The following is a 21,666-nucleotide window of genomic DNA, read 5'->3' on the forward strand; positions in this document are numbered from 1 at the left end:
CAAAGTGAAACATAAGTCAGTTACTGACTAATTAATTGGAGGATACAATGGACGCATTAGGAATGATCGAAACTAAAGGTCTTACCGCTCTTATCGAAGCTTCTGACGCAATGGTAAAAGCTGCACGTGTACAGCTCGTTGGTTACAAGCAGATTGGTGCTGGTCTTGTTACTGCTATCGTTCGTGGTGACGTAGCTGCTTGTAAAGCTGCTACTGACGCAGGTGCTGCAGCAGCACAGCGTATCGGTGAAGTTGTAGCGGTTCACGTAATTCCTCGTCCTCACGGCGACCTGGAAGACGTTTTTCCATTTAAGCGCTAGTCGCTCTTTGTAGCCCTTAACGCACAAAGAAGAATGTCATGGACAAAGTAACACTTATCCGTTCGATCCAGAATGCTGGTGTTGTCGGAGAAGGCGGGGCCGGTTTTCCGGCCCACGTCAAATACGACGCACAAGTAGATACGGTCATTGCCAATGGTTGCGAATGTGAACCATTGCTCCATACTGATCAGTACATCATGAAGTCTCATGCTTCTGACATCATTCGTGCCATGCAAGCTGTTGTCGCAGCTACAGGGGCTACACGTGGTGTTATCGGCATTAAACGCAAATATACTGATATTGCAGAAATTTTTGCTAAGGGTATGGAAGGTACTGGCCTTGAGCTTGCACAGCTCGATAACTTTTATCCTGCCGGTGATGAGCAGATTCTGGTTCATGAAGTAACCGGAAAAACCATCCCGCCTTTGGGTCTGCCTAAAGATGTAGGCGCTGTAGTTGCTAACGTTGGTACTTTGCACACTGTTGCACAGGCCATGGACGGCAAGCCACTTACCCACAAGGTACTTACAGTCACCGGTGATGTAGCCAAACCTTCTATTATCCGTGTACCGCTTGGTACTAGCCTTAAAGATTGTCTCGAGTTTTGTGGTGGTGCAACCAACGCAGACCCTGTATACATTCTTGGCGGCCCGATGATGGGACGTATGTGTGATTCTCAGGCTGCTTTTGAGAATGAAGTAATCACCAAAACAAGCGGCGGTCTTATTGTGCTTCCTCGTGGGCACTACCTGCACCAGCAGGCAACCGTTGACCTTCACACCATGCAGCGCCGTGCTGCTACTGCTTGTATCCAGTGTCGCATGTGTACAGAGCTTTGCCCGCGTTACCTCGTAGGTCAGAGTTTTGAAACTCACAAAGTTATGCGTGCATTTGGCGGCGGACAGGATGTAGCAATGGGTGCCACTCAGGCAGCTATGTGTTGTGAATGTGGTGTTTGTGAACTCTTCAGCTGTCCAATGGGACTTTCCCCACGCCGCATTAACAGCGCGCTGAAAGGTAAGTTCCGTGAACAAGGTGTTCAGTACACCGGACCGCGCGAAGTTCGTCCCGAGCAGTCTGCAATGCGTCCGTACCGTAAAATTCCGGTACCTCGTCTTGCATCAAAAATCGGCATTGCTGATTACATGAATATTCATCCTGAATTTGAAGGCGATTACAAGCCAGCTCAGGTAAGCCTCCCACTTCGCATGCACATTGGAGCACCTTCCGTAGCTCAAGTGAAAGTAGGGGATACCGTAACAGTTGGTCAGCTCATCGGTGCCGTGCCGGAAGGCGCACTTGGTGCAACCGTTCATGCTTCTATTGCAGGTACTGTAGTAGAAGTGGGCAACAATATCGTCATTAAAGGAGCATAGTGTGATAACTCAACTCCAGTCTGTTGGAATGATTGAATTTACTTCCATTGCAGCAGGTATTGAAGCAGCAGATCGCATGATGAAAGCTGCTCTCGTAGAACCTCTCATGCTTAAAACCATCTGCCCGGGCAAATTTGTTGCTGCAGTACATGGTGATGTTGCAGCAGTTCAGTCTGCTGTAGAAGCTGGTATGAGCGGCGCTGACGGTACTGTTGCAGACCATTTTGTAATCCCTAACATCAATGATGCTGTTGTTTCCGCAATGGCATGTGCTACTCCGGAACCTACCGGTTCAGCACTTGGTGTTATCGAAACTTTCTCCGCAGCGTCTTCCATTCTTGCAGCTGATACAGCTGCAAAAACTGCTGACGTTGATATCGCAGAAGTACGCATCGCAATGGGCCTTGGTGGTAAGGCATTCTGTCTTCTCACCGGTGATGTTGCAGCAGTTAGCATGGCAGTAGAAGCAGCAGCAAATGTTGTTGCTGAAAGTGCAATGCTGGTTCGCAAGGTCGTAATTCCTAGCGCAGCTCCGGAAGTTTTGCGTAATATTTTGTAGACGTTCCCTTTGGGGTGCGTCGGTTGAAGAACGAAAGGAACGTATCGTTATGAACGACTCTTTAGGTTTAGTTGAAGTTATAGGTCTCATAGCTGCTGTTGAAGCTGCAGATGCTATGTCCAAAGCAGCTCGCGTACATGTACGTAGCGTAGCTAATGCTGATTCAGGCATGCTTACTGTTATTTGTGAGGGTGACCTTGCTGCAGTTGCTGCTGCTGTTGACGCTGGTAAAGCTGCTGCTTCCCGTCTTGGCGAGTGCGTTGGTACTAACGTTATCGCTCGTCCGGGTGATGGCCTTGGCGAAATGATTGCTAATAAAATTGGTTCTATTTTTGACGAGCCAAAGGCAAAGTCTGCAAAAGCTGAAGAAAAATCTGCTAAGCCGGCTCAAAAGAAAAAATAAACCGGCTTATTCCGGTTGTTGCATATAAATAGGAGATACACATGGGCGACGCTCTTGGTATTATTGAAGTAAAAGGCATGACTGCTCTTGTTGAAGCATCTGATGCAATGACTAAGTCTGCACGTGTTGAACTCGTAGGTTACGAGCGCATTGGTGGCGGACTTGTTACTGCCCTTATCCGTGGCGACGTTGCTGCTTGTAAAGCTGCTATCGATGCTGGTGCTGCTGCAGCACAGCGCGTTGGTGAAGTTGTTGCAGCTCACGTTATCCCACGTCCTCATACTGATCTTGAGGAAGTTTTCCCTATTAAGACTAAGTAAACTGCCAACGGAAGATTGCTTGGCGGCTATGAATAAGGAGATGCGATATGGAATTAGGAAGAGTACGAGGACAAGTAGTTGCTACTGTTCGTGATCCCGGCGTGCCCCCTGTTACCTTGCTGCTAGTGGATCTTATTACCGCTGACGGTGAAGTTGTTCGTTCTGGACAGGTTGCAGCCGACACCCTTGGTGCCGGCGAAGGTGAGATGATACTGCTTGTTCGCGGTAGCTCCGCTCGTTTTACTATGAACGATCGACCACCTCTTGACCTGAGTGTAATCGCTATTATTGATCAGATTTCCTCACAGGGCGAAACAGTTTACAATAAATAAAATAGTTTGGAGCTAACATGGCTATCGCACGTGAACAGATAGAGTCTATTGTTTCTGAAGTTCTTACTCAGCTGACAGGCGCTGCACAGACTTCTGCTGCTGCTCCTGCACCTACCGCAGGCGACTGGGGCATTTTTGACGAATTAGATGATGCTGTAGCAGCTGCTAAAGTTGCACAGAGCAAAATCGGTACTATCGCAATCCGTAACAAGATTATTGATATCATCCGTCGCGCTGCACGTAACAATGCACGTCGTCTTTCTGAAATGGCTGTTGAAGAAACTGGTATGGGTAACGTTGAAGACAAGATTGCGAAAACTCTTCTTGTTGCAGACCGCACTCCAGGTACTGAAGCAGTATCTGCAGAAGCAATCACTGGTGACAATGGTTTTACCATGATCGAAAAAGCTCCTTGGGGCGTTATCGCATCTGTAACTCCTTCCACCAACCCTGGCTCTACTGTTATCAACAACGGCATTAGCATGATCGCTGCTGGTAACTCTGTAGTATTCGCTCCGCACCCAGCTGCTAAGCGTATTACTCAGGAAGCAATCAAGATCATCAACAAAGCTGTTGTTGCTGAAACCGGCATTGCGAACCTCGTGGTTGCTGTTAAAGAACCAACCATCGATGCTGCTAAACGTCTCTTTACTTTTGAAGGCATTAACCTTCTCGTAGTAACCGGCGGTGAAGCTGTAGTTGAAGCTGCTCGTAAAACCACCAACAAACGCCTTATGGCTGCTGGTGCTGGTAACCCTCCTGTAGTTGTTGATGAAACTGCTGACATTGCTCGTGCAGCTATCTCCATCTACACAGGTGCATCTTTCGATAACAACCTCATCTGCGCTGACGAAAAAGAAATTATCGCAGTTGATTCTATCGCTGATGAGCTTAAAGTTGAGATGAAAAAAGTTGGCGCATACGAGTTGACTCTTGAGCAGGCTAACACCATCGCTCAGACAGTTATTCTCGATTACGGCACTGACAAAGCTCGTGCTAATCCAAAATGGGTTGGTCGTGACGCTAAAAAACTCGCTGCTATCGCTGGCATCAGCGTACCAGATACCTGCAAGCTTCTCATCGTAGACGCTGGTCGTGACTCTGACTACGTTTTTGCAACAGTAGAGCAGATGATGCCGCTCGTTCCAGTTCTCCGTGCACACAACTTCGAAGAAGCTCTTGCATGGGCATTGAAACTTGAGCGCGGTCTCAGCCACACAGCTGGTTTGCATTCCACAAACGTTAATAACATGGAAGCAATGGCTCGTGCTACTAACACCAGCCTCTTTGTTAAAAACGGCCCTCACGTTGCCGGTCTTGGTGCTGGCGGTGAAGGTTGGACTTCAATGACTATCTCCACCCCTACAGGTGAAGGCGTTACTAACGCGGCTACATTTACCCGTATCCGTCGTTGTTGCCTCGTAGATTGCTTTAGGATCGTTTAGTTATGGCCATTTCTTGGGAGTTAGCATGCGAGCGACTTGATCGCGCCGCAGCCATGATGAATGATACCGAACCAGTTTCGGTTGAAGGCCCAATTCATATCGGCATAGACTTAGGTACAGCAGATGTTGTGCTTATGGCTGTCGATGGTGAAGGCGAGCCTGTTGCTGTCTTCCTGGAATGGACAGAAGTTGTACGTGATGGTGTTGTGGTAGACTTTGTTGGTGCCTGCGACGTTGTTCGCAGATTCATAACCATGGCGGAAGAACGTCTTGGTATCGAAATCACTGAAGCCTCCACCTCTTTTCCTCCGGGTACCGATGCGCGTCTTTCCACAAATATTTTGGAAACCGCAGGTCTCGATGTGACCCATGTTGAAGACGAACCAAGCTGTGTTGCATCTCTTCTTGAGTTGGATAAAGCAGCAGTTGTTGATATCGGCGGCGGTACTACTGGTACTGCAATCGTTAAAGATGGCGAGATCGTTTTCAGTGATGATGAACCGACTGGTGGTAAACATATTTCGCTTACCATTGCCGGACATTATGACGTTGAACTTGAAGTCGCAGAAGAGTATAAGCGCAAAGCAAAGGAATATAACATCCTTGCTATTGCACGTCCTACTCTCCAACGCGTGAGTGATATCGTTGCATCACACATGACAGGGTTTAAAGTTGATTCAGTTCTTCTTTCAGGTGGTACTTGCTGCTTGCCGGGAATTGAAACTGTCTTCGAAAAAGAGCTTAACCTTCCTGTACATCTTCCAAGCCAGCCACTTATGTTAACACCGCTATCTATTGCGTCGTTACCATTGCGCTAGGTTTGAGCGATTAGAAATAGTAAACCGGCTGTCCGTAAGGGCAGCCGGTTTTTTTTTGTCTTTGAAATATTTGTGACGTTCTTTATCTCCGACAGACAATACCCACCCCTAGGACACTTGTTCCCATTCCATCATCAAACTTGCCGATAGTTGACCTGCACTGTCTGATACTCGCACTATAGGCCTCTTGTCATATTTACAGAAATTGTGGCTAAGGGCGACAATCAAGCGTTACTTTGTAAGTGAGGTTGTTACCAGTGAAGTATTATTCCTGGTGGCTTGAGACAGTATGCTTCCATCTTTACCCCAGAAACTTGATCTGCCCGCACATTTATATGGACCAGATTGTCCAATGTAGTTTGCCATGCCGATAACAATGTTATGATGCTGTGCATAGTTTGATAACATTTCCGAATCAGATGAAAAGCCCTGTTCTGAACATAACACAGAGGCAAGGTAACAATCTGCACCAGCGGCTATCGTATTCTGAATATGCTTTGGGTTTGCTGTGTCTGCACAAACTGCCAGTCCGATAGAAAAAGAGCTAATGGAGAGGGTCATGTGCTGATTACCAGAAGTGAAATACGTGTTCTCAATTCCGTGAAGATGGATTTTGCTGTAATGGCGTATTGGTTCATCAGGCGAGAATATGACTAAAGCAAGCTCCGGCTTATTATCTTTTGTACGCAAAGGTGCGCCAGCGAGAATGGTCATTGAATGCTGTTTAGCAAGTTTGTGAAGTGCTTGAAGTGGGGCAGAAGTATATTCCATCGCAAGTTCAGCAGCAAGCTCCGGCTCGTATCCTGTCAGTGAGAGTTCGGGAAAAATAAGTAGCTTAACCTGTTCGTTTGCCGCGTACTCAATAAGTTCGACGTGCTGCGCTAGATTCTTAACGGTGTTCCCTTTAGCGGGCTCAAATTGGGCAAGTCCAACAGTAAGGGTAGCGGGCATGAGTTATTCCTTTTGCTCGGTTTTTGGATGAAATACTGTAGATATCTTCTTTAAGTATCTCTGCTGACGCTGGGAAAAACAACAACAATTTTTGCTACGCAATACTTACTCACAATCGCCCGTAGGGAGAGAATGTGGTCAAAACGGGGTTAAGGGGGCAGTGCCCCCTTGCGGGGGTGTAGGGGGGCGGAGCCCGCCTACCCGTCGGAGACAACGTAATAAATGTCCCCAAGCCTGCCCCCCTGTTGCACTACTGCGTAAACTGTGAACTGTGAACTGTCGCGTAGATCATCATACTTGTAAAAAGTATAAAAAAAAGCGGAGAACCCTTTCGGGCTCTCCGCAATTTTTCGAGTAAGTGTTCAAGCATCAAGCTTGAAGGTATTACATAAGGAGCTTAGGCAAGAAGAGGATCAGCTGTGGGAACATCACGAGCAGGAAGATAACCCCGATTGTGACACAGCAGAATGGAATAGCTTTCGCCGATATCTCTTCTAGCGACACATCTGCAATACCCGAGGCGATAAACATGTTCTCCCCTAGTGGTGGAGTAGAGAAGCCTACGCCACAGCAACATACGAGAACGATACCAAAGTGGATTGGGTCCACGCCGAATGCTTTCATAACTGGAAGCAGTACCGGGGTAACGAGAAGGATGATTGCAAGGGTTTCCATGAACATGCCGAGGAACAGAAGAATAACTACTACAAAGATCCAAACAACCATTACGTTGGAAGTAAATGCAAGAAGCAATTCAACGATCTGATCTGGAATTCGGTACTGAACAAGTAGGCGGCCGAATGCATACGCAGTAAACATAATAATGAGTACGCGACCGGTAAGCCAAGATGTGGTCTCAAGAGACTTCATTAAGGACTTCAGACTGAGTTCTTTGTAGATGAAGAAGCCAACAAACAATGTGTAGAAAATTGCTACAATTGCAGCTTCTGTCGGAGTAAAGAAGCCAGAGTAGATACCACCCAAGATAACGATAGGTGCCATCATTGCCCAGAAGCCTTCTTTCATGGACTTCAGAAGAGTTGATACTGACCATTCAGCCATCTCTTCGTGAACTGGCATGTTGCGGCATTTGAATAAATGCATGCAAATAAGACCAACAGCAATTAAGAGGCCTGGAATAACACCACCAAGGAACATTTTAGTGATGGATTCCTGTGCTGCTACGCCGTAAATAACCATAGGAATAGAAGGTGGGATAATGATACCTACGCCACCTGCAGTAGCAGTCGCTGCTGCAGCATAGCCCGGATCATAATCACGTTTAATCATTGCTGGAATCATCAGCATACCAACCGCAGCAGTAGTCGCCGGGCCGGAACCAGAAATAGCGCCGAAGAATACACAAGCAAGAGCTGTCGAAATTGCAAGACCGCCACGAACAGGACCAACGAGGTTCTCAGCAATGAGAACTAGTCGTTTCGATACACCCGCACATTCCATTAAGGCACCGGCAAGAACAAACGCAGGCAATGCCATAATCGGGAAGCTGTTAACTGAGGTGAATGCGATCTGGATGAGCGTGCTCAGATCCTGACCTACTACCATGAATGAGAACATGGCAGACATACCAAGTGCTACTGTAATTGGTGCACCCAAAAGCATGAGCACCAAAAATGTGAGAAATAAGACTTCTGCAACACCCATGACTAACCCTCCTCACCCTTCAGAGCATTTTTACTCTTTTCAATATCAGCTTTGTCAGGGTCTTCAATTTCCTGCTTCAGAATCCATTTGATGTAGTTGACCTGCAGAATACGCACAGTCATGAGAGAGAAGCTAATTGGGAAGATCATGTACACCCAGCTGAGCTGCCAATCGAGCGCAGGGGTAGCGTACGGAAATTCGGTCAGGTCCTGGATGATCTCAATACCTTTCCAAGTCATCACGCTGTTAAATACGATCCAGACTACATCCATGAGAAGCATGGATACTTCCCCAACGATAGGTGGGAAAAGTTTAAATTGGAGCGTCACACGGTTGTGAGCAGCGAGCCTTGCCGCATAGGAAGCGCCGAAAAATACAAACCAAACAAACGAGAAGCGGGCGACTTCCTCACTCCAGTACAATGGTGTGCCAAATTCGCGCAGAATAATCTGCAAGAAAAGAATCACAACAAAGAATGCAAGGAGTGCTTGGCAGATGTAACTCTCAACATGGTCGAGAATATTAAAAAGGATTTTTTTGAACATCAGGTGTCCCCTAATTAAAATGAAATGAGCCGGTGGTTACCACCGGCTCTGTAGTATCTGCGAGACTATTTTTTGCCGATGTAACCGAGGTAACGATCAAGCACTTCCTGTCCGCCAACAAAGTCGGTCATTTTAGGCCATACGTTTTCGATTGCGAGTTTTTTCCACTGAGCTTCGTCTTCGAGAGTATCAATCTGGATACCGGAAGCGATAAGCTCTGCTTTAGCACGGCCAGCGTCTACGAGCTGGAATGCGAGGCAGAATTCCTGAGCTTCACGGCCAGCTTCAACAACGATCTGCTGCATTTCAGGAGAAAGTTTCTGGTAAAGTTTCTCAGAGATCATCATTGGCTGGAGCTGGTAAGTGTAATGTACTTCAGTGATGTACTTCTGTACTTCGTTGAACTTAGCAGCCTGGAAAGTGATGTAACCGTAGCACTGGCCATCTACTACGCCTTGCTGGAGAGCTGTAAATGTTTCAGCCCAAGAGATAGGCACTGGGTTTGCACCCCAAGAGCGGTAAGTTTCAAGAATAACTGCTGACTGTGGAACACGGAATTTCATGTCTTTGATGTCAGCAAGTTTTTTGATTGGGCGCTCGGAGTTAGAAAGGTAACGGTAGTCAGTGTAAGTCCAACCAAGAACGCGGAAGCGACCTTCGTTGATTGCAAATTCGTTAAGCATTTTGTGAGCAGGACCAGTAGCACCGCGTACTACGTCGTACATGTTCTCAAAAAGGTAAGGCAAGGTAAGCAGACCAAGCTTTTTAACGAAAGGAACGGTGTTCGCGATACCAACTACTGCCATGTCGAGGTTGCCGCGACGAACGTTCTGGATCATTTCGGTTTCATCACCGAGCTGACCACTTGGGAAAATCTGTACTTCTACTTTGCCATCAGTACGACCTTCAACGATTTCCTTAAAGCGGGTTGCGATAGCACCCATTTCGGAATCAATCGGGTCGCCCATGCCAACGCGCAAAATACTTGGATCCTGTGCAAATGATACAGATGAAACTGTCATCATTGCTACCAGTGCAACGAGCACTAAAGCTTTCCTAAACATACTTCCTCCTGAATGTATTCCACAATAGATACGCCTCTAACAGAGCGTGTAACTGTCGTTATGGAATAAGGTTGTTATTCACCCCCCTTCAACTGGCCGAAAGTTGTCGGGGGTAGTATTTCTTATGCTGAAGAAATTTTTGTCCGGAGGGAAACGACATGTTTTAACTGGTGGGACAGGTCATGTCGTTTCCCGAGGGCATAAACCATATGCTGAGTATAGAGCAAAGAAGAGACCAAAATTTGCACTTGTAAGAAAATTTGTTGATATCATTAAGTAATAGTTAACAATTTGGTATTTCGGGTGGTTACAGTGGGGCATGCGGGCCTGAATAAAGTGGGACAGAGGTGTCCCTTTTTTTGCATCTTTCAGATAACATGCTGAAAATACACTGATTTATGTTGCGACATAAATGTCCCACCATGGTCGTTTGTGAAAAAAGGCGCGTATCAAGGGGATATACGTGTGACAAAAAAGTCCCAAAAATCAATAGGGTGTCTGAGGTCGTAACTTTAAGTGCAAAAGTGCAACACGTTTTTACGATTTTGACTCACGGATTGGTTATGTTAAGGTCTGTTTCCTCCTTTTTTGAGACAAGAATGACCCAAACTGATTTTGTCCCGAATACGTTGTTCCACTTGGGGAGGAAAATAGGACTATTATGTCTCATTTCACAGCTAGCGATTGTAATCAATTGGTATGTGCTTTTTATAACCAGCCAAAATGTAGTGCAAAATTAGCATGATGAGTGAGCGAGTTATTATAATCTGCACGTGTGCAGAGCTTGTGCCTTAGATAACAACCCGTTGAGAACGGATGTTGCATAGGTAATGGCACATATTGCGAGCCCTTTTTGCCTGCATGTACAGATCTTATTTGAATGCAGCGCAATGCAGTCAGGCCCTAACCGCTCTATTATATATAATGATAGGGTGGTGAATAAGAAAGAATATGGATCCTGTGGCAGCAGGATGTATATGTTGAGTAATTATCATTAGATAAACTATGCGGTAGTCATCCGTTGTGGTTCCAGGAGTAGGCTGAATGCGCCTAAAAATGTTGACTCTTCTTGTGTGTGGAATGTTGCTTCTAGGAATGGGAGCGATATACAAAACAGTGCTCTTTTCTTTGGACTCTCGTGACAATACCGTTGAACGGTTGATTGAGAACAAAGAGTTTGTGTGGGCGAACTTTTCACCGGAAGAGCGCGACTGGCTTTCGAAGCATGGGACTGTGCGTGTCGGTATCGATAACAACTTTTTCCCCATTGAAGCCAAGACGGACGAAGGGCAGCATGTAGGTATGACAAGTGATTACCTGCGTATCCTTGAAAAGCTTACAGGGTTAAAGTTTGTCATTTCTGCTGTGGGCGAATGGACGCAGGTAATGCAGAACATGCGCGATGGGCAGCTTGATATGATTGCCGCGTTGATGCGAACTCCCAGCCGAGACGATTTTCTTAATTTCAGTGCACCGTTTATTAAAATGCCCGGCATTATTGTTGTGCGAAAGGGTGACTGGAAAGACCTTACTCTGGATGACTTAAGCGGTAAGCGTGTTGCCGTTGTCCGCCGTTATGCATGGCATGATTACCTTGAGGACTATTATAAGGATATCATCATTGATGTGGTGGATAATAGTGAAGAGGGCTTGCAGCGTGTAGCGTTCGGACAGTCGGATGCTCTTGTAGATTACCAATTCAGCATCACACATCAGATTAAAAAGAGTGGCGTACTTGATTTGCAGGTAGGCGGCGTTGTGGGGTTAACCGCAAGTTTGTCTATCGGCATCAACAAGGACTTGCCAATATTGCAGAGCATTTTGAACAAGGCACTGCATAATATTACTTCAGAAGAACATAGTGCCATTGTTGGTAAATGGGTTCGCATGGAAGAGGTTGATCCTGTTTCCACGCGCGCTATTGTTCTCATATTGATGTGCTTCACATTCCTCATCGGTGCTACATGCATTATTGTGCTGTGGAACCTTTCTCTTAAAAAACTCGTAGATAAAAAAACAAGCGAACTGAATGCTGAGTTAATTAAACGTGACTCTGTTGAGGCTGCGTTGCGAAACAGTGAAGTGCGTTATCGAAGAATTTTTGAGAACATTCAGGACGTATACTTTCAGGCACTTCCTGACGGACGTATTCGTGAGGTCAGCCCTTCTATTCAACAGGTTTTCGGGTGGACTCCAGAAGAAGCACAAAAAGCTTCTATTTACGATTTTTTAGATCCTGAAGTTGTTCAGGTTCTAAAAAAGGAACTGCGTAAGCGTGGAAAGTTAGAAGACTTTGCTTTTGTCTTCGGCACTGGCGAGTACGCAATGCATTGTTCTGTGACCGGTAAAATGCTTTTTGATACAGAAGGCAATCCGGCGGAATTTGTTGGTTCCGTTCGTAACGTAACTACTCGTGTTCAATATGAGAAAATGTTGAGCAAAGCCAACCTTGAACTTGAATCACGTGTTGAAGAACGTACTCGTGATCTGAGAGACATGAACAAGGAATTGCAGCGTTCAAAAGAAGCTGCGGATGCGGCGACACAGGCAAAAAGCCAGTTTCTTGCAAGTATCAGTCATGAAATCAGAACTCCTTTGCATGGTATTATCTCTTTTGCGGAACAGGTTCGTATGCTTGAAGCATCACCGCCTGTCCGAAAGTACTTGAGAAATATTTTGGATTCCTCTTTTACGTTGCTCGACATTATTAACGAGCTTCTGGACTTTTCCAAGATTGAAGCTGGTCACGTTGCTGTAGAAAATATGCCTTTCCATCTCGACAGCACTATTCAACGAGTATGTAACCTTGTTCTGGGCAGAGCTGCGGCAAAAGATCTTGAATTCATTGTTGATCTTCCATCCAGTGTGCCAACAAAACTATGTGGTGATTCGGGTAAGTTGCAACAGGTGATGTTGAATCTCACAAGTAATGCGCTGAAGTTTACTCCTCCCGGCGGTACGATTTCTTTGTCATTCCGCTATCACCAAATCAGTGAAAACAATATTTTATTGCAGTGCTTTGCGCAGGATTCCGGCATCGGTGTTCCGTCCGGTTCTATGGAACAATTGTTTATTCCATTCCAGCAATTAAGTGCGCCTGAATTACGCAGCTATGGCGGTACTGGCCTTGGCTTGAGTATCTGTAAGCAGCTGGTTGAACATATGGGCGGCGAAATTTGGGCAGAGTCAGAACAGGGCGTTGGTAGCTTGTTCGCATTCTCTATTCCGTTTGAACTGGAAGCATCCTGTTGTGACAAATGGGAATTACCAGAAGAGCTGACGAATATTGTTGCTCTCGTGGTTACAAAATCGGAACAATCCGGCAGTGTTATCCGCTCTCACTTTAATGCTATCGATATGATGTCTTCTATTGCCTATGGTGTGGACGACGCCGTGTTGAAGCTTGAGTCAGGTGTTGTGAAGCCGGACGTTATTTGTATCGGCCACAATATTCCATTGGCTGAGCGTCCGGAACGTTTATTCCACTTTACTGATAATGGTGAACCTATTCCTGTTCTGCTCATGGCTGCAAAGCACGGCAAGCTTGTGCTCGGAAGTTCTAAACTCCCAGAGCATGTACATTTGGTTACAGATATTCTGACCATGCGTATGCTGCTGAGCTCTCTGTGCACCATGCTTGGAGCAGAAGACGCGGTGCTTGCTGATGCCGAAATGAGTTCGCTTGGAATGCCTGATGAAGACCGATTTGAAGGGAAGCGAATTCTTATTGCCGAGGATACTCAGACCAACCGCGAAATTGTCACCATGCTTCTGGAACCGACAGGTGGACTGCTTACGTTTGTAACGAACGGGCGTGAAGCTGTAGAAGCGGTACGTAAGATTACATATGACGTTGTGCTCATGGATATCCAGATGCCAGAAATGGACGGGTATGAAGCCGCAGCGCTGATTACTAAAGAACTTGGTTCTGTTGCACCGCCTATGATTGCGTTAACAGCGCATGCGATTAAGGGAAGCAGGCAGCGAGCTGAGGACGCAGGAATGGACTTTTATTTGTCTAAACCGTTTGGCAAAGAGTCACTGTACTCAACTATTGCAAATGCGTTGAACGCGGAGGGCGAAGTGGAAGCATCTGTGCAAGATTATTCAGGAGACAATCAGACATTGTCTGTGCCGTATGGCATTTGCACAGAGGTGGCAAAGCGTTTGGGAGTAACTCAGGATTCTTTTGATCGTCTGCTGAAGCTTTTTGCTCAGGAACACGCTGAGGCTATTGAAACTTTGCGTATAGCTCGCGTTAACCATGAGTATGAGCATGTAATGAAGATTGCGCATACTATTTCCGGTGCGGCTTCCAATATCGGAGCAGCACAGAGCGGCACAATAGCTAAGCAAATTGAAATGCGTGCGGAACGTGTTGTAAATGGGCAAAGCACACCGCTTGGAATGGATGATCTTATTCTTTCACTTGATCGGGAGTTAACGCCTTTGCTTGAAGAAGTGGCTGCTAAAAATGAATTTGTGCAGGTGCCTGTTGTTGATACAGCAGGAATACCGCTTACCGCTTCTGATATTGCCGTTGCAAAGAGTCTTGCGGTTGCTCTGAAGGCTGCCGATCCTGTTAAAATTGAAGAATTATTGCCGCAAGCTGTTGCGTTCCTACCGCAGGCGGATTCTGTTGCTTTGGAATCATTAGTTTTCCAGTATGACTATGAAAAAGCACGAAGCCATTTGCTTGCATGTGAGTCGGTTTCTACTTTTAGAAATGCATAGGAAGGATGAGAAACACTGTGAGAAAAAAACCGTTAATTCTTGTTGTTGATGACAATCCGGTAAACCTGCGCATTCTTGTAGATAACCTTCAAGAAAAATATGCGCTGGTTGTGGCTAAAACCGGTGAAAAAGCGCTGGAACATGCCGTTGTGCAGCGACCGGATCTTATTCTGTTGGATATTGTATTGCCTGACATGGATGGCTTTGCCGTTTGTGAGGAACTACAACAGCAGGAAGCGACGCGCAGCATTCCGGTGATATTTATTTCCAGTATGCAGGACCCCGAATATAAAACCCGCGCGTTCAGCGTTGGGGGCGTAGACTATGTAACCAAGCCGTTCCATCAGGCAGAAGTGGTTGCAAGGGTTCATACTCATTTGCTTCTAAAGGGTATGCGGGAACGTCTTGAAGAAAAGAACGTACTCGTAAAGCAGGAACTGAGTGAAAACCGCCGCCAGCTGAATACTCTTATGGATAACTTACCGGGAATTGCCTACCGGAGTGACGTGGATAAGTTGCGGACTATGCAATTTATGAGCGTTGGAACTCATGAAATTACTGGCTTTCCCCATACGCATTTCACAGAAGATGGCATGGAGCCGTTTATCTCTGTTGTCGCAGAAGATGACAGAATAGAACTTACAGAACGTTTGCAGGCTGCTTTGGCTGCCCGTTTGCGTTTCGAACACGTTTACCGGATTCAGCCTAAATCGGGAGATTCCCGATGGGTTCGTGAACAGGCCGTAGGGCTATATGACGACGACGGAACTCCGTTTGCCATTGAAGGTTTTATTTCTGACGTTACTGAAAGTAAAATGCAGGAACTTGGTATCTGCGAAGAAAACCGCCAGCTTAAAAGTAAAATGAAGGCGCATTATTTTGGTAACATTGTTGGCAACTCCGAACCGATGCAGAACATTTATGAAATGATTCTGAAGGCTGGAGCAACCGACGACAACGTGATTGTGTATGGCGAGTCTGGCACAGGTAAAGAACTTGTGTCCCGTGCTGTGCATGACAACAGTTCCCGATTTAATCGAAATTATGTTCCTGTAAACTGCGGTGCTATTCCTGAACAACTTTTTGAGAGTGAATTTTTTGGACATAAAAAAGGTGCATTTACCGGTGCGGTAGGAAGTCGCAAAGGGTATTTAGAGCAGGCAGATGACGGAACTCTTTTCCTTGATGAACTAGGTGAAATTAGCCTTATCGGACAAATTAAATTGTTGCGTGCTATTGAAGGCGGCGGGTTTACCCCAGTAGGGGGCACAGAGCTTGTGCATACTCGTCCACGCATTGTAGCGGCAACAAACCGAGATCTGATGGAGCTGGTTCAGCAAGGGCAAATGCGAAGCGACTTTTATTACCGTATTCATGTTGTGCCTATCTACATTCCGCCATTGCGCGACCGCAAAGAAGATATTCCGTTGCTTATCGATCACTTCCTTAGAGTGTTGCCGGAACTGGATGGCCGACCACAGATTACAACGGAAGTCCTCAATGCATTCATGACCTATGACTGGCCGGGTAATATCAGGGAAATGCAGAATGCTTTGCACCAGTATTTAAACCTCGGAACCCTTTCGTTGGGCGGGGAACGTATTATTACTGGGAGCAACAGAGTTGGAATGCAAGTGCTTCAGGAGCCACTTGATACCGCAATGTCACGTTTTGAACGTCAGTATATTATGGATATTTTGAAAGCGAATGAATGGCATCGATCGCATACCGCTCGAACTTTGCAAGTCGATAGACGTACGTTATTCCGTAAAATGAAGCAGCACGGTATTGATGAAGCATAAGAGCTTTTACCTTGGCTGAACTTTTCAAGATAAATAAAAATTCCCTCGTAGAAAAATCTGCGAGGGAGTTTTTATTTGGGCTGAACTTGAGTTGGTTTTGAAAAATGTAATGCGGTTAAGAGCACGAGATAAATATTTTATCCATAAGAATGTTGTGCTGAGCGATGCTCTTTCCCGTGTCCGTAAGTTACTCAAAAAGCTTATTGGCTTTTTCTTTGGCGTCTTCGACAGCCTGATCGATTTTCTTGCCTGCTTTTTCTGCAGGACCATCTTCTTTGCACCCCATAAGTGGGAGCGTTAATGTTGCAACAAGAAGAAGAGTGACAATACGTTTCATAACAATATCCTTAGATGGAAAATCCGCTTAAAGCATACTAATTTCAAATTTGTTAGTAATAGCGGTGAGGTAGTAAAGGTTGTAGCAGCGCATTTGTCAGTAACTCCAATGAGAACAGTATGTAATGTGTAGTAGAAGTAGATTCTCATTATGCATACTATATACTGGAGATCGGTAGTATCTTGAAAGTTGGAATCAAGGTCAATCGATAAGGTCGCGCAGTAAAGTTACAACAAAGCCCTGTCACAGATAATGACAGGACTTTGTTGTAACCTAACCTGCTGTATTTATAAGTACGGGCTTACACGTAAATCTTTGTTCATTTAATGGTGCGCCATGAAGAATTAGAATGCTCGGCCAACGGCTTAGAAGAGTGAGAAGTGTTTAATAAGGGTGGTAAATTAAGAGGTTGTGGTGTCGGACATGTTTCGGGTGTTCATGATATTTCGCACTTTTAATGAGCAAGGTGTTGTTCACGGTATGCTTGAACTGGGTGAATCAAATCAACTATGCCGTATCTGATTACGCTGGGCTGACCTGAACTAACTTGATGACTACCTCGGTCAACTCATCTGCAAAGGACTCGTCCATTGGAGCGTGACCTATGAGCAGGCGATACCACATGGTGCCAAAAACAATATCAATCAACATTTCCAGATTCTGTTCGGGGCTAATCCGTCCACGCTCCATTGCTTGTAGAAAAATAGAGCGTAAGACCGTGCGTCGTTGTGCAGTAAAATTATCCCTGAATCTTTTGCGAAAATCTTCGTCCTTTTGTGCATGCGCCATAAGGAAGCGAAGATGTGCACCGTCGCCATCAGTGATAGTTTTCATCGATTGTTTCAGGAACTGACTAAGCGTTTTTTGTAACGATTCAAAATGAATAACCATTATCTTTGTAGCAGCTTGAAGGAGGACGGCTTCCAGCACTATGTCTGCCAATGTGGGCCACCAGCGATAGATAGTCGGTTTGCCGACGTTAGCACGTCTTGCGATGGCCTCGATGGTTAATCCAGCCCCACCTTGTTCATGTAACAACTCATGTGTCGCTTTTATTACCGCTTCCTGCGACTTCTCGCTTCTGGGACGTCCTATTTTTGCTTTCATCATGCTTCCTCCTCGGTACCCTCTGAAGAATCTTTTGCCATGGTTGACATTTGTTGGCAAGTTTATTTACGTTACGTACCGTAACGAAATTAGAAAAAGATATTTGTGTGAGGCACTGGTCAAAAACAGTTGTTAATAAAATGGTATATTAGATGTATTACATGTGAAATTCACAGGTGATTGATGGAGCAAATGAAATGAAAATCGAATCTGTAAAATTAGTATATTTTTCACCTACTGGAACAACTAAAGCGGTTATCCATGGCATTGCGCGTGGTCTTAATTCAAGCTCTACGGAACTAATAGATATAACCAAGCCAGAGGCAAGAATACAGCCGTTACTGACTTCAGAAGATGAATTGCTTGTAGTTGCGGTTCCCGTATATATGGGGAGGGTTCCGGCATTGTTAACTGAATGGTTACAGATGATAAAAGCTAAAAAAACTCCCGCGGTCTGTGTTGTTGTCTATGGTAATCGCGAATATGAGAATGCACTACTTGAATTAAAGGATATGCTACAGGATTGTGGCTGTATCTCCATTGCCGGTGCAGCATTCGTTGGCGAACACTCGTTTTCAAATTTCGAGACTCCAGTAGCACTGGGTCGGCCCACTGAAGACGACTTAAATTGTGCTGAAGTCTTCGGGCAGAACATACATGAAAAGCTACAATCGATTTCATCAACTTCACAGATATCTAGTGTATCTGTACCCGGAAGTTATCCTTATGGGGGAGTGACGAAGCTATGGGATGTGGACTTTATTGCAGTAGATAACTCATGCACACAGTGTGGTGTTTGTGCAGACGTATGCCCTGTAGGCGCTATCGATTTACTACATAGTACCATTATTGATCAGGTAAAATGCATCACGTGTTGTGCATGTATTAAAAACTGTCCTAACAGCGCCAGAAGTATAAAATCTGGTCCAGTAAAAGATGCCTCAATAAGACTCAATACGCTTTATAGTGAACCCAAAAAACTGGAATGTTTTCTATAATGTTAGTTACTCGTTTCGCCAGTGGGTTCGTGAAAAAAAAATAAAGGCTGCTTAATAACATGTTGGAAAAATATGACATAGATGCTCTTGTTCGTATCCGTAAGCAGCCCAAATGTTCCATAATGTTTTCATGATTATCTTCGAAGTGATCTGTAACTGTTTTTGCTGAAAATTATTGAATGAAAATACATAAAAAGGCTCTTGCGAAGCATCGCAAGAGCCTTTTTATATTTTATGAAGCAGACCAGTTACTTTTTAGTGAAAGGAGTAGTTATGGAAATAGCATCGACAGGACATACATTCTTGCAGGCTCCACAGTTTGTACAGTTAGCTTCCGCAGGGCGCGTATCCTGTTTGCAAGTGCGGGAACACTTACCGCAGTCTGTACACGTTGATGCCATTGTATACTTGAAGAATGAGAAGCGGTTGAAAAATTCCAGAACACCACCTGTAGGACATACAAATCTGCAAAAGAAGTATGGAATAACAAGCCCGAGTGCGATAGCGGCAACAACGAATAGGGTGCGGGAAAGCCACAGCAAGTTTGCATGTTCGAATGTAAGCATTGTGGAGTTGATGAATTCACCAGTGCGAATCGGAACAGCCCAGCGCGGGTTCTGCATTGCAAAGAAGAGATACGCAGCGCCGATTGCGGCAATGTACTTCCCCTTTTGAGCAATGGACTTGATAACCGGAGAAATTTTTCGTTTCGCAATGGTTACAGAGCTGAATAGTTCGGAAATGGTTCCCACAGGACAAGCGTATCCACAGAATGCCCTGCCAAAGAATAATGCTGAAACTGCAATACCAACAAGCACGATGTACCAGAGCTTTTTACCCGGGCACTGCACGACAGGACAGTTTGCACAGCTTACGTATGGCACTGCAAATGGACATCGGAAAATTCCATAGTAGGAGAACTCTGCAAGCATAAAGAAAGATACAGCTTGTATTACTCGTCGAGGCCATAGACGGGTGAGGGGTGATAGTCGCGAATTAGGCATCGGTAACTCCGTATTTTGCCGTCAGTCTTTCGCCTTCTTCAGAAAGAGCAGGGATGAATCCGGCAGTTGCAAAGTGCGCTTGTCCAGCTTCGGATGTAATGAATGATACAAAATCGTGCGCGAAGTCAGGATCTTTAGCCCATTTCATAACCCCGATAGTGAATGGGAGAGGTGGAGCAGGAAAGAACTTTTCCGGAATTTCAATGACATCAAATGCGTCTTTGTAGCGTGGAAGGCGGGTAATGCGAAGCTCAACAACAGCAGCATCTGCTTTGCCAGCGGCTACGTCTGCAACATCATGCTGAACGCAGGAACCCATGTAGATGGATTTTGCTTTTGCTTCCGGCAACACACCGCTTTTTTTGAGAACACCCATGGCAGCCTTACCCCCTGGAGGGGAAGAGTCAGGCGAGCAGAGCGTTTTAATATCATCCCGTTTTAAATCCTGAATTGATTCAATGCCTGCCGGATTTCCTTTAGGCGTGATGAGGACGTACTTGGTAAAACATAGCGGCTGGAAGGCAAGCATTTTGCCTTGCGCTTTAAGTTTTTTTGCAAGCCCGAGAACACGTGGTGCAAATACTTCTGTTTGGGCACTGCCAAGAAGCGATTTTCCTAAAGCTCCTGCGAATGCGCCTGTGTAGCTAATGGCAGCATTGCTTTGCTGTTCGTACATGGCATTTGCAGGCATAAAGGCTTCTGCCAGACCACCACATGACCAGACCTGTAGTGATTGTCCTTCATATATAGTGGTTGTTGCTTCCGCTTCAGCGGCGCCTGCTAGGTTTGGTACCATGGTTGCCGCCAGTGCTGTGCCGCCAGCGGCTAAAAATTTTCGGCGATTTACTTTTAGCTGATCGTCGGACATTTGGAGTGCTCCTTGCCGTGAATTCCTGCTGCATCAGCACGGCATTGTTTGCATTTTGTGAAAAGTGAAAGCGAAGGGGGGCATAGCGAATAAATGTGTTTGATCTCGTCGCGTGTGGGTTTTCGTGTAGAGCTCAAAGCATGGCGTGGAATTAGAGGCATCGGGTTAAAGACTTGCACGTTATGGTCCACGGCAAGTTGCATAACAGCTTCTACTTCACTCATGTTAATTTCAGGAGCGATGACCATGTTAATCTTTAATGTCATTTTTCCAGCAACTTTTCGCAGTCCCTCCATCTGGCGTGAAATCAGAAGATGACCGGCTTCTTCTCCTGTGAGCCATCTGCCGGAGTCAAATACCCGTGGCTGCATTTGTGCAATTACAGACGGTGTAACTCCGTTAACGGTGACAGTAAGCGTGTTGATGTTGAGGGCGATAAGTTTTTCTGCGTATTGGGGAAGTGCTAATCCGTTAGTGCATAAGCAGGTCGCGATGTGCGGTGCTTGTTTCTGTATCTGCTCCAGAAATGTGATTGTTTCGGAGTTTGCCAGAGGATCTCCGGGACCGGCGATTCCGACAATTGAGTTGTCACCGTATTGCTGAAGGAATTTCATTGTTCTTTCGATACCCTGTTCAGGATCGAGCACTTCAGAAGTAGACCCCGGGCCTGTAAGGTCTGCAGGGGGAGAAATTACACGCTCACAGTAACCGCACGCCAAATTACAGCGTGGAGCAATAGGCACATGGATACGGGCAATCCGTCCATGTGCTTTTTCATTGAAGCATGGGTGAAACGGGAGTTGAGCAGATTTATCACTATGCACACTATGCAGTGGCTGAGGGGCATAACTCGCCGTATTCGGCGCGCCGCAGGTCTGCAGGGAACATGCTGAAGACAAAGAAGGGGTGTTCATAAGTGCATCCTGTTAAGAGAACAAAACAAAGAGCACTGGCTATATCATAGTTATAACGCAGGAAAAAATAGGTTTTCTCGATACGTCTAGAGGAACTCTATAGA

Annotated in this window: 20 protein-coding genes; 11 read left to right on the plus strand and 9 right to left on the minus strand. The window is 45.7% G+C overall.

Annotated elements, in window-relative coordinates:
- The first annotated feature begins 47 nt into the window (after positions 1 to 47).
- The 8 genes from eutM (MKHDV_RS11350) to eutJ are packed head-to-tail and all read left to right on the plus strand — an operon-like array spanning position 48 to position 5,573.
- The gene (gene eutM, locus MKHDV_RS11350; RefSeq protein WP_020000567.1) at positions 48 to 320 is read left to right on the plus strand and encodes an ethanolamine utilization microcompartment protein EutM; all 273 of its coding nucleotides are present in this window, start codon (positions 48 to 50) and stop codon (positions 318 to 320) included.
- Positions 321 to 358: 38 nt separating this feature from the next.
- Positions 359 to 1,696 (plus strand): 4Fe-4S dicluster domain-containing protein, encoded by a 1,338-nt coding sequence (locus MKHDV_RS11355; RefSeq protein ID WP_160715368.1) that lies wholly within the window; start codon positions 359 to 361, stop codon positions 1,694 to 1,696.
- A 1-nt stretch (position 1,697) separates the two neighbouring features.
- Positions 1,698 to 2,255: a BMC domain-containing protein gene (locus MKHDV_RS11360; RefSeq protein ID WP_174239238.1), complete on the plus strand. Its 558-nt coding sequence runs from the start codon at positions 1,698 to 1,700 to the stop codon at positions 2,253 to 2,255.
- A gap of 49 nt (positions 2,256 to 2,304) precedes the next feature.
- Positions 2,305 to 2,658 carry a BMC domain-containing protein gene (locus MKHDV_RS11365; protein WP_160715370.1) on the plus strand — a complete coding sequence of 118 codons (354 nt, stop codon included), beginning with the start codon at positions 2,305 to 2,307 and terminating at the stop codon, positions 2,656 to 2,658.
- A gap of 41 nt (positions 2,659 to 2,699) precedes the next feature.
- Positions 2,700 to 2,978 carry an ethanolamine utilization microcompartment protein EutM gene (eutM, locus tag MKHDV_RS11370; protein ID WP_160715372.1) on the plus strand — a complete coding sequence of 93 codons (279 nt, stop codon included), beginning with the start codon at positions 2,700 to 2,702 and terminating at the stop codon, positions 2,976 to 2,978.
- Between the two features lie 47 nt (positions 2,979 to 3,025).
- Entirely contained in the window at positions 3,026 to 3,310 is a 285-nt protein-coding gene (locus MKHDV_RS11375) for a EutN/CcmL family microcompartment protein (RefSeq protein ID WP_160715374.1), read from the plus strand.
- A gap of 17 nt (positions 3,311 to 3,327) precedes the next feature.
- Entirely contained in the window at positions 3,328 to 4,755 is a 1,428-nt protein-coding gene (locus MKHDV_RS11380) for an aldehyde dehydrogenase family protein (protein WP_160715376.1), read from the plus strand.
- A gap of 2 nt (positions 4,756 to 4,757) precedes the next feature.
- Positions 4,758 to 5,573, plus strand: a complete 816-nt coding sequence (gene eutJ / locus MKHDV_RS11385) for an ethanolamine utilization protein EutJ (RefSeq protein WP_160715378.1) — start codon at positions 4,758 to 4,760, stop codon at positions 5,571 to 5,573.
- A gap of 231 nt (positions 5,574 to 5,804) precedes the next feature.
- On the opposite strand, the gene MKHDV_RS11390 is transcribed toward eutJ, so the two are convergent.
- From MKHDV_RS11390 to MKHDV_RS11405, 4 genes are all read right to left on the minus strand, one after another.
- Positions 5,805 to 6,524, minus strand: coding sequence for a carbon-nitrogen hydrolase family protein (locus MKHDV_RS11390; protein WP_160715380.1), 720 nt, complete (start codon positions 6,522 to 6,524; stop codon positions 5,805 to 5,807).
- Between the two features lie 384 nt (positions 6,525 to 6,908).
- Complete coding sequence (locus tag MKHDV_RS11395; protein WP_160715382.1) at positions 6,909 to 8,189, minus strand: TRAP transporter large permease; 1,281 nt, start codon at positions 8,187 to 8,189, stop codon at positions 6,909 to 6,911.
- A 2-nt stretch (positions 8,190 to 8,191) separates the two neighbouring features.
- The gene (locus MKHDV_RS11400) at positions 8,192 to 8,734 is read right to left on the minus strand and encodes a TRAP transporter small permease (RefSeq protein ID WP_160715384.1); all 543 of its coding nucleotides are present in this window, start codon (positions 8,732 to 8,734) and stop codon (positions 8,192 to 8,194) included.
- Positions 8,735 to 8,799: 65 nt separating this feature from the next.
- A complete protein-coding gene (locus MKHDV_RS11405; protein WP_160715386.1) occupies positions 8,800 to 9,798 on the minus strand; it encodes a TRAP transporter substrate-binding protein in 999 nt (332 codons plus the stop codon).
- A gap of 1,044 nt (positions 9,799 to 10,842) precedes the next feature.
- Here MKHDV_RS11405 and MKHDV_RS11410 point away from each other — a divergent pair.
- Positions 10,843 to 14,532 carry an ATP-binding protein gene (locus MKHDV_RS11410; protein WP_160715388.1) on the plus strand — a complete coding sequence of 1,230 codons (3,690 nt, stop codon included), beginning with the start codon at positions 10,843 to 10,845 and terminating at the stop codon, positions 14,530 to 14,532.
- Positions 14,533 to 14,549: 17 nt separating this feature from the next.
- On the plus strand, positions 14,550 to 16,334 hold the full coding sequence (locus tag MKHDV_RS11415) for a sigma 54-interacting transcriptional regulator (RefSeq protein WP_174239239.1): 1,785 nt from the start codon (positions 14,550 to 14,552) through the stop codon (positions 16,332 to 16,334).
- A 187-nt stretch (positions 16,335 to 16,521) separates the two neighbouring features.
- Here MKHDV_RS11415 and MKHDV_RS11420 read toward each other — a convergent pair whose 3' ends face one another.
- Both MKHDV_RS11420 and MKHDV_RS11425 read right to left on the minus strand, forming a co-directional pair.
- The gene (locus MKHDV_RS11420; RefSeq protein ID WP_160715392.1) at positions 16,522 to 16,671 is read right to left on the minus strand and encodes a transport-associated protein; all 150 of its coding nucleotides are present in this window, start codon (positions 16,669 to 16,671) and stop codon (positions 16,522 to 16,524) included.
- Between the two features lie 522 nt (positions 16,672 to 17,193).
- Positions 17,194 to 17,781, minus strand: coding sequence for a TetR/AcrR family transcriptional regulator (locus tag MKHDV_RS11425; protein ID WP_160715394.1), 588 nt, complete (start codon positions 17,779 to 17,781; stop codon positions 17,194 to 17,196).
- A gap of 194 nt (positions 17,782 to 17,975) precedes the next feature.
- Between MKHDV_RS11425 and MKHDV_RS11430 the strand changes: the two genes are divergently transcribed.
- Positions 17,976 to 18,776, plus strand: a complete 801-nt coding sequence (locus MKHDV_RS11430; protein ID WP_160715396.1) for an EFR1 family ferrodoxin — start codon at positions 17,976 to 17,978, stop codon at positions 18,774 to 18,776.
- 248 nt (positions 18,777 to 19,024) lie between these two features.
- Here the strand turns inward: MKHDV_RS11430 and MKHDV_RS11435 are convergent, their stop codons facing one another.
- The 3 genes from MKHDV_RS11435 to MKHDV_RS11445 are packed head-to-tail and all read right to left on the minus strand — an operon-like array spanning position 19,025 to position 21,562.
- Positions 19,025 to 19,780, minus strand: coding sequence for a 4Fe-4S binding protein (locus MKHDV_RS11435; protein ID WP_160715398.1), 756 nt, complete (start codon positions 19,778 to 19,780; stop codon positions 19,025 to 19,027).
- A complete protein-coding gene (locus MKHDV_RS11440) occupies positions 19,773 to 20,648 on the minus strand; it encodes a substrate-binding domain-containing protein (protein ID WP_160715400.1) in 876 nt (291 codons plus the stop codon). Before MKHDV_RS11440 ends, MKHDV_RS11435 begins: the two co-directional genes overlap by 8 nt.
- Positions 20,630 to 21,562 carry a radical SAM protein gene (locus MKHDV_RS11445; RefSeq protein WP_160715402.1) on the minus strand — a complete coding sequence of 311 codons (933 nt, stop codon included), beginning with the start codon at positions 21,560 to 21,562 and terminating at the stop codon, positions 20,630 to 20,632. The genes MKHDV_RS11440 and MKHDV_RS11445 overlap by 19 nt, the downstream gene beginning before the upstream one ends.
- Positions 21,563 to 21,666: the final 104 nt, after the last annotated feature.

It is taken from the genome of Halodesulfovibrio sp. MK-HDV, assembly GCF_009914765.1.
Taxonomy (GTDB): domain Bacteria; phylum Desulfobacterota; class Desulfovibrionia; order Desulfovibrionales; family Desulfovibrionaceae; genus Halodesulfovibrio.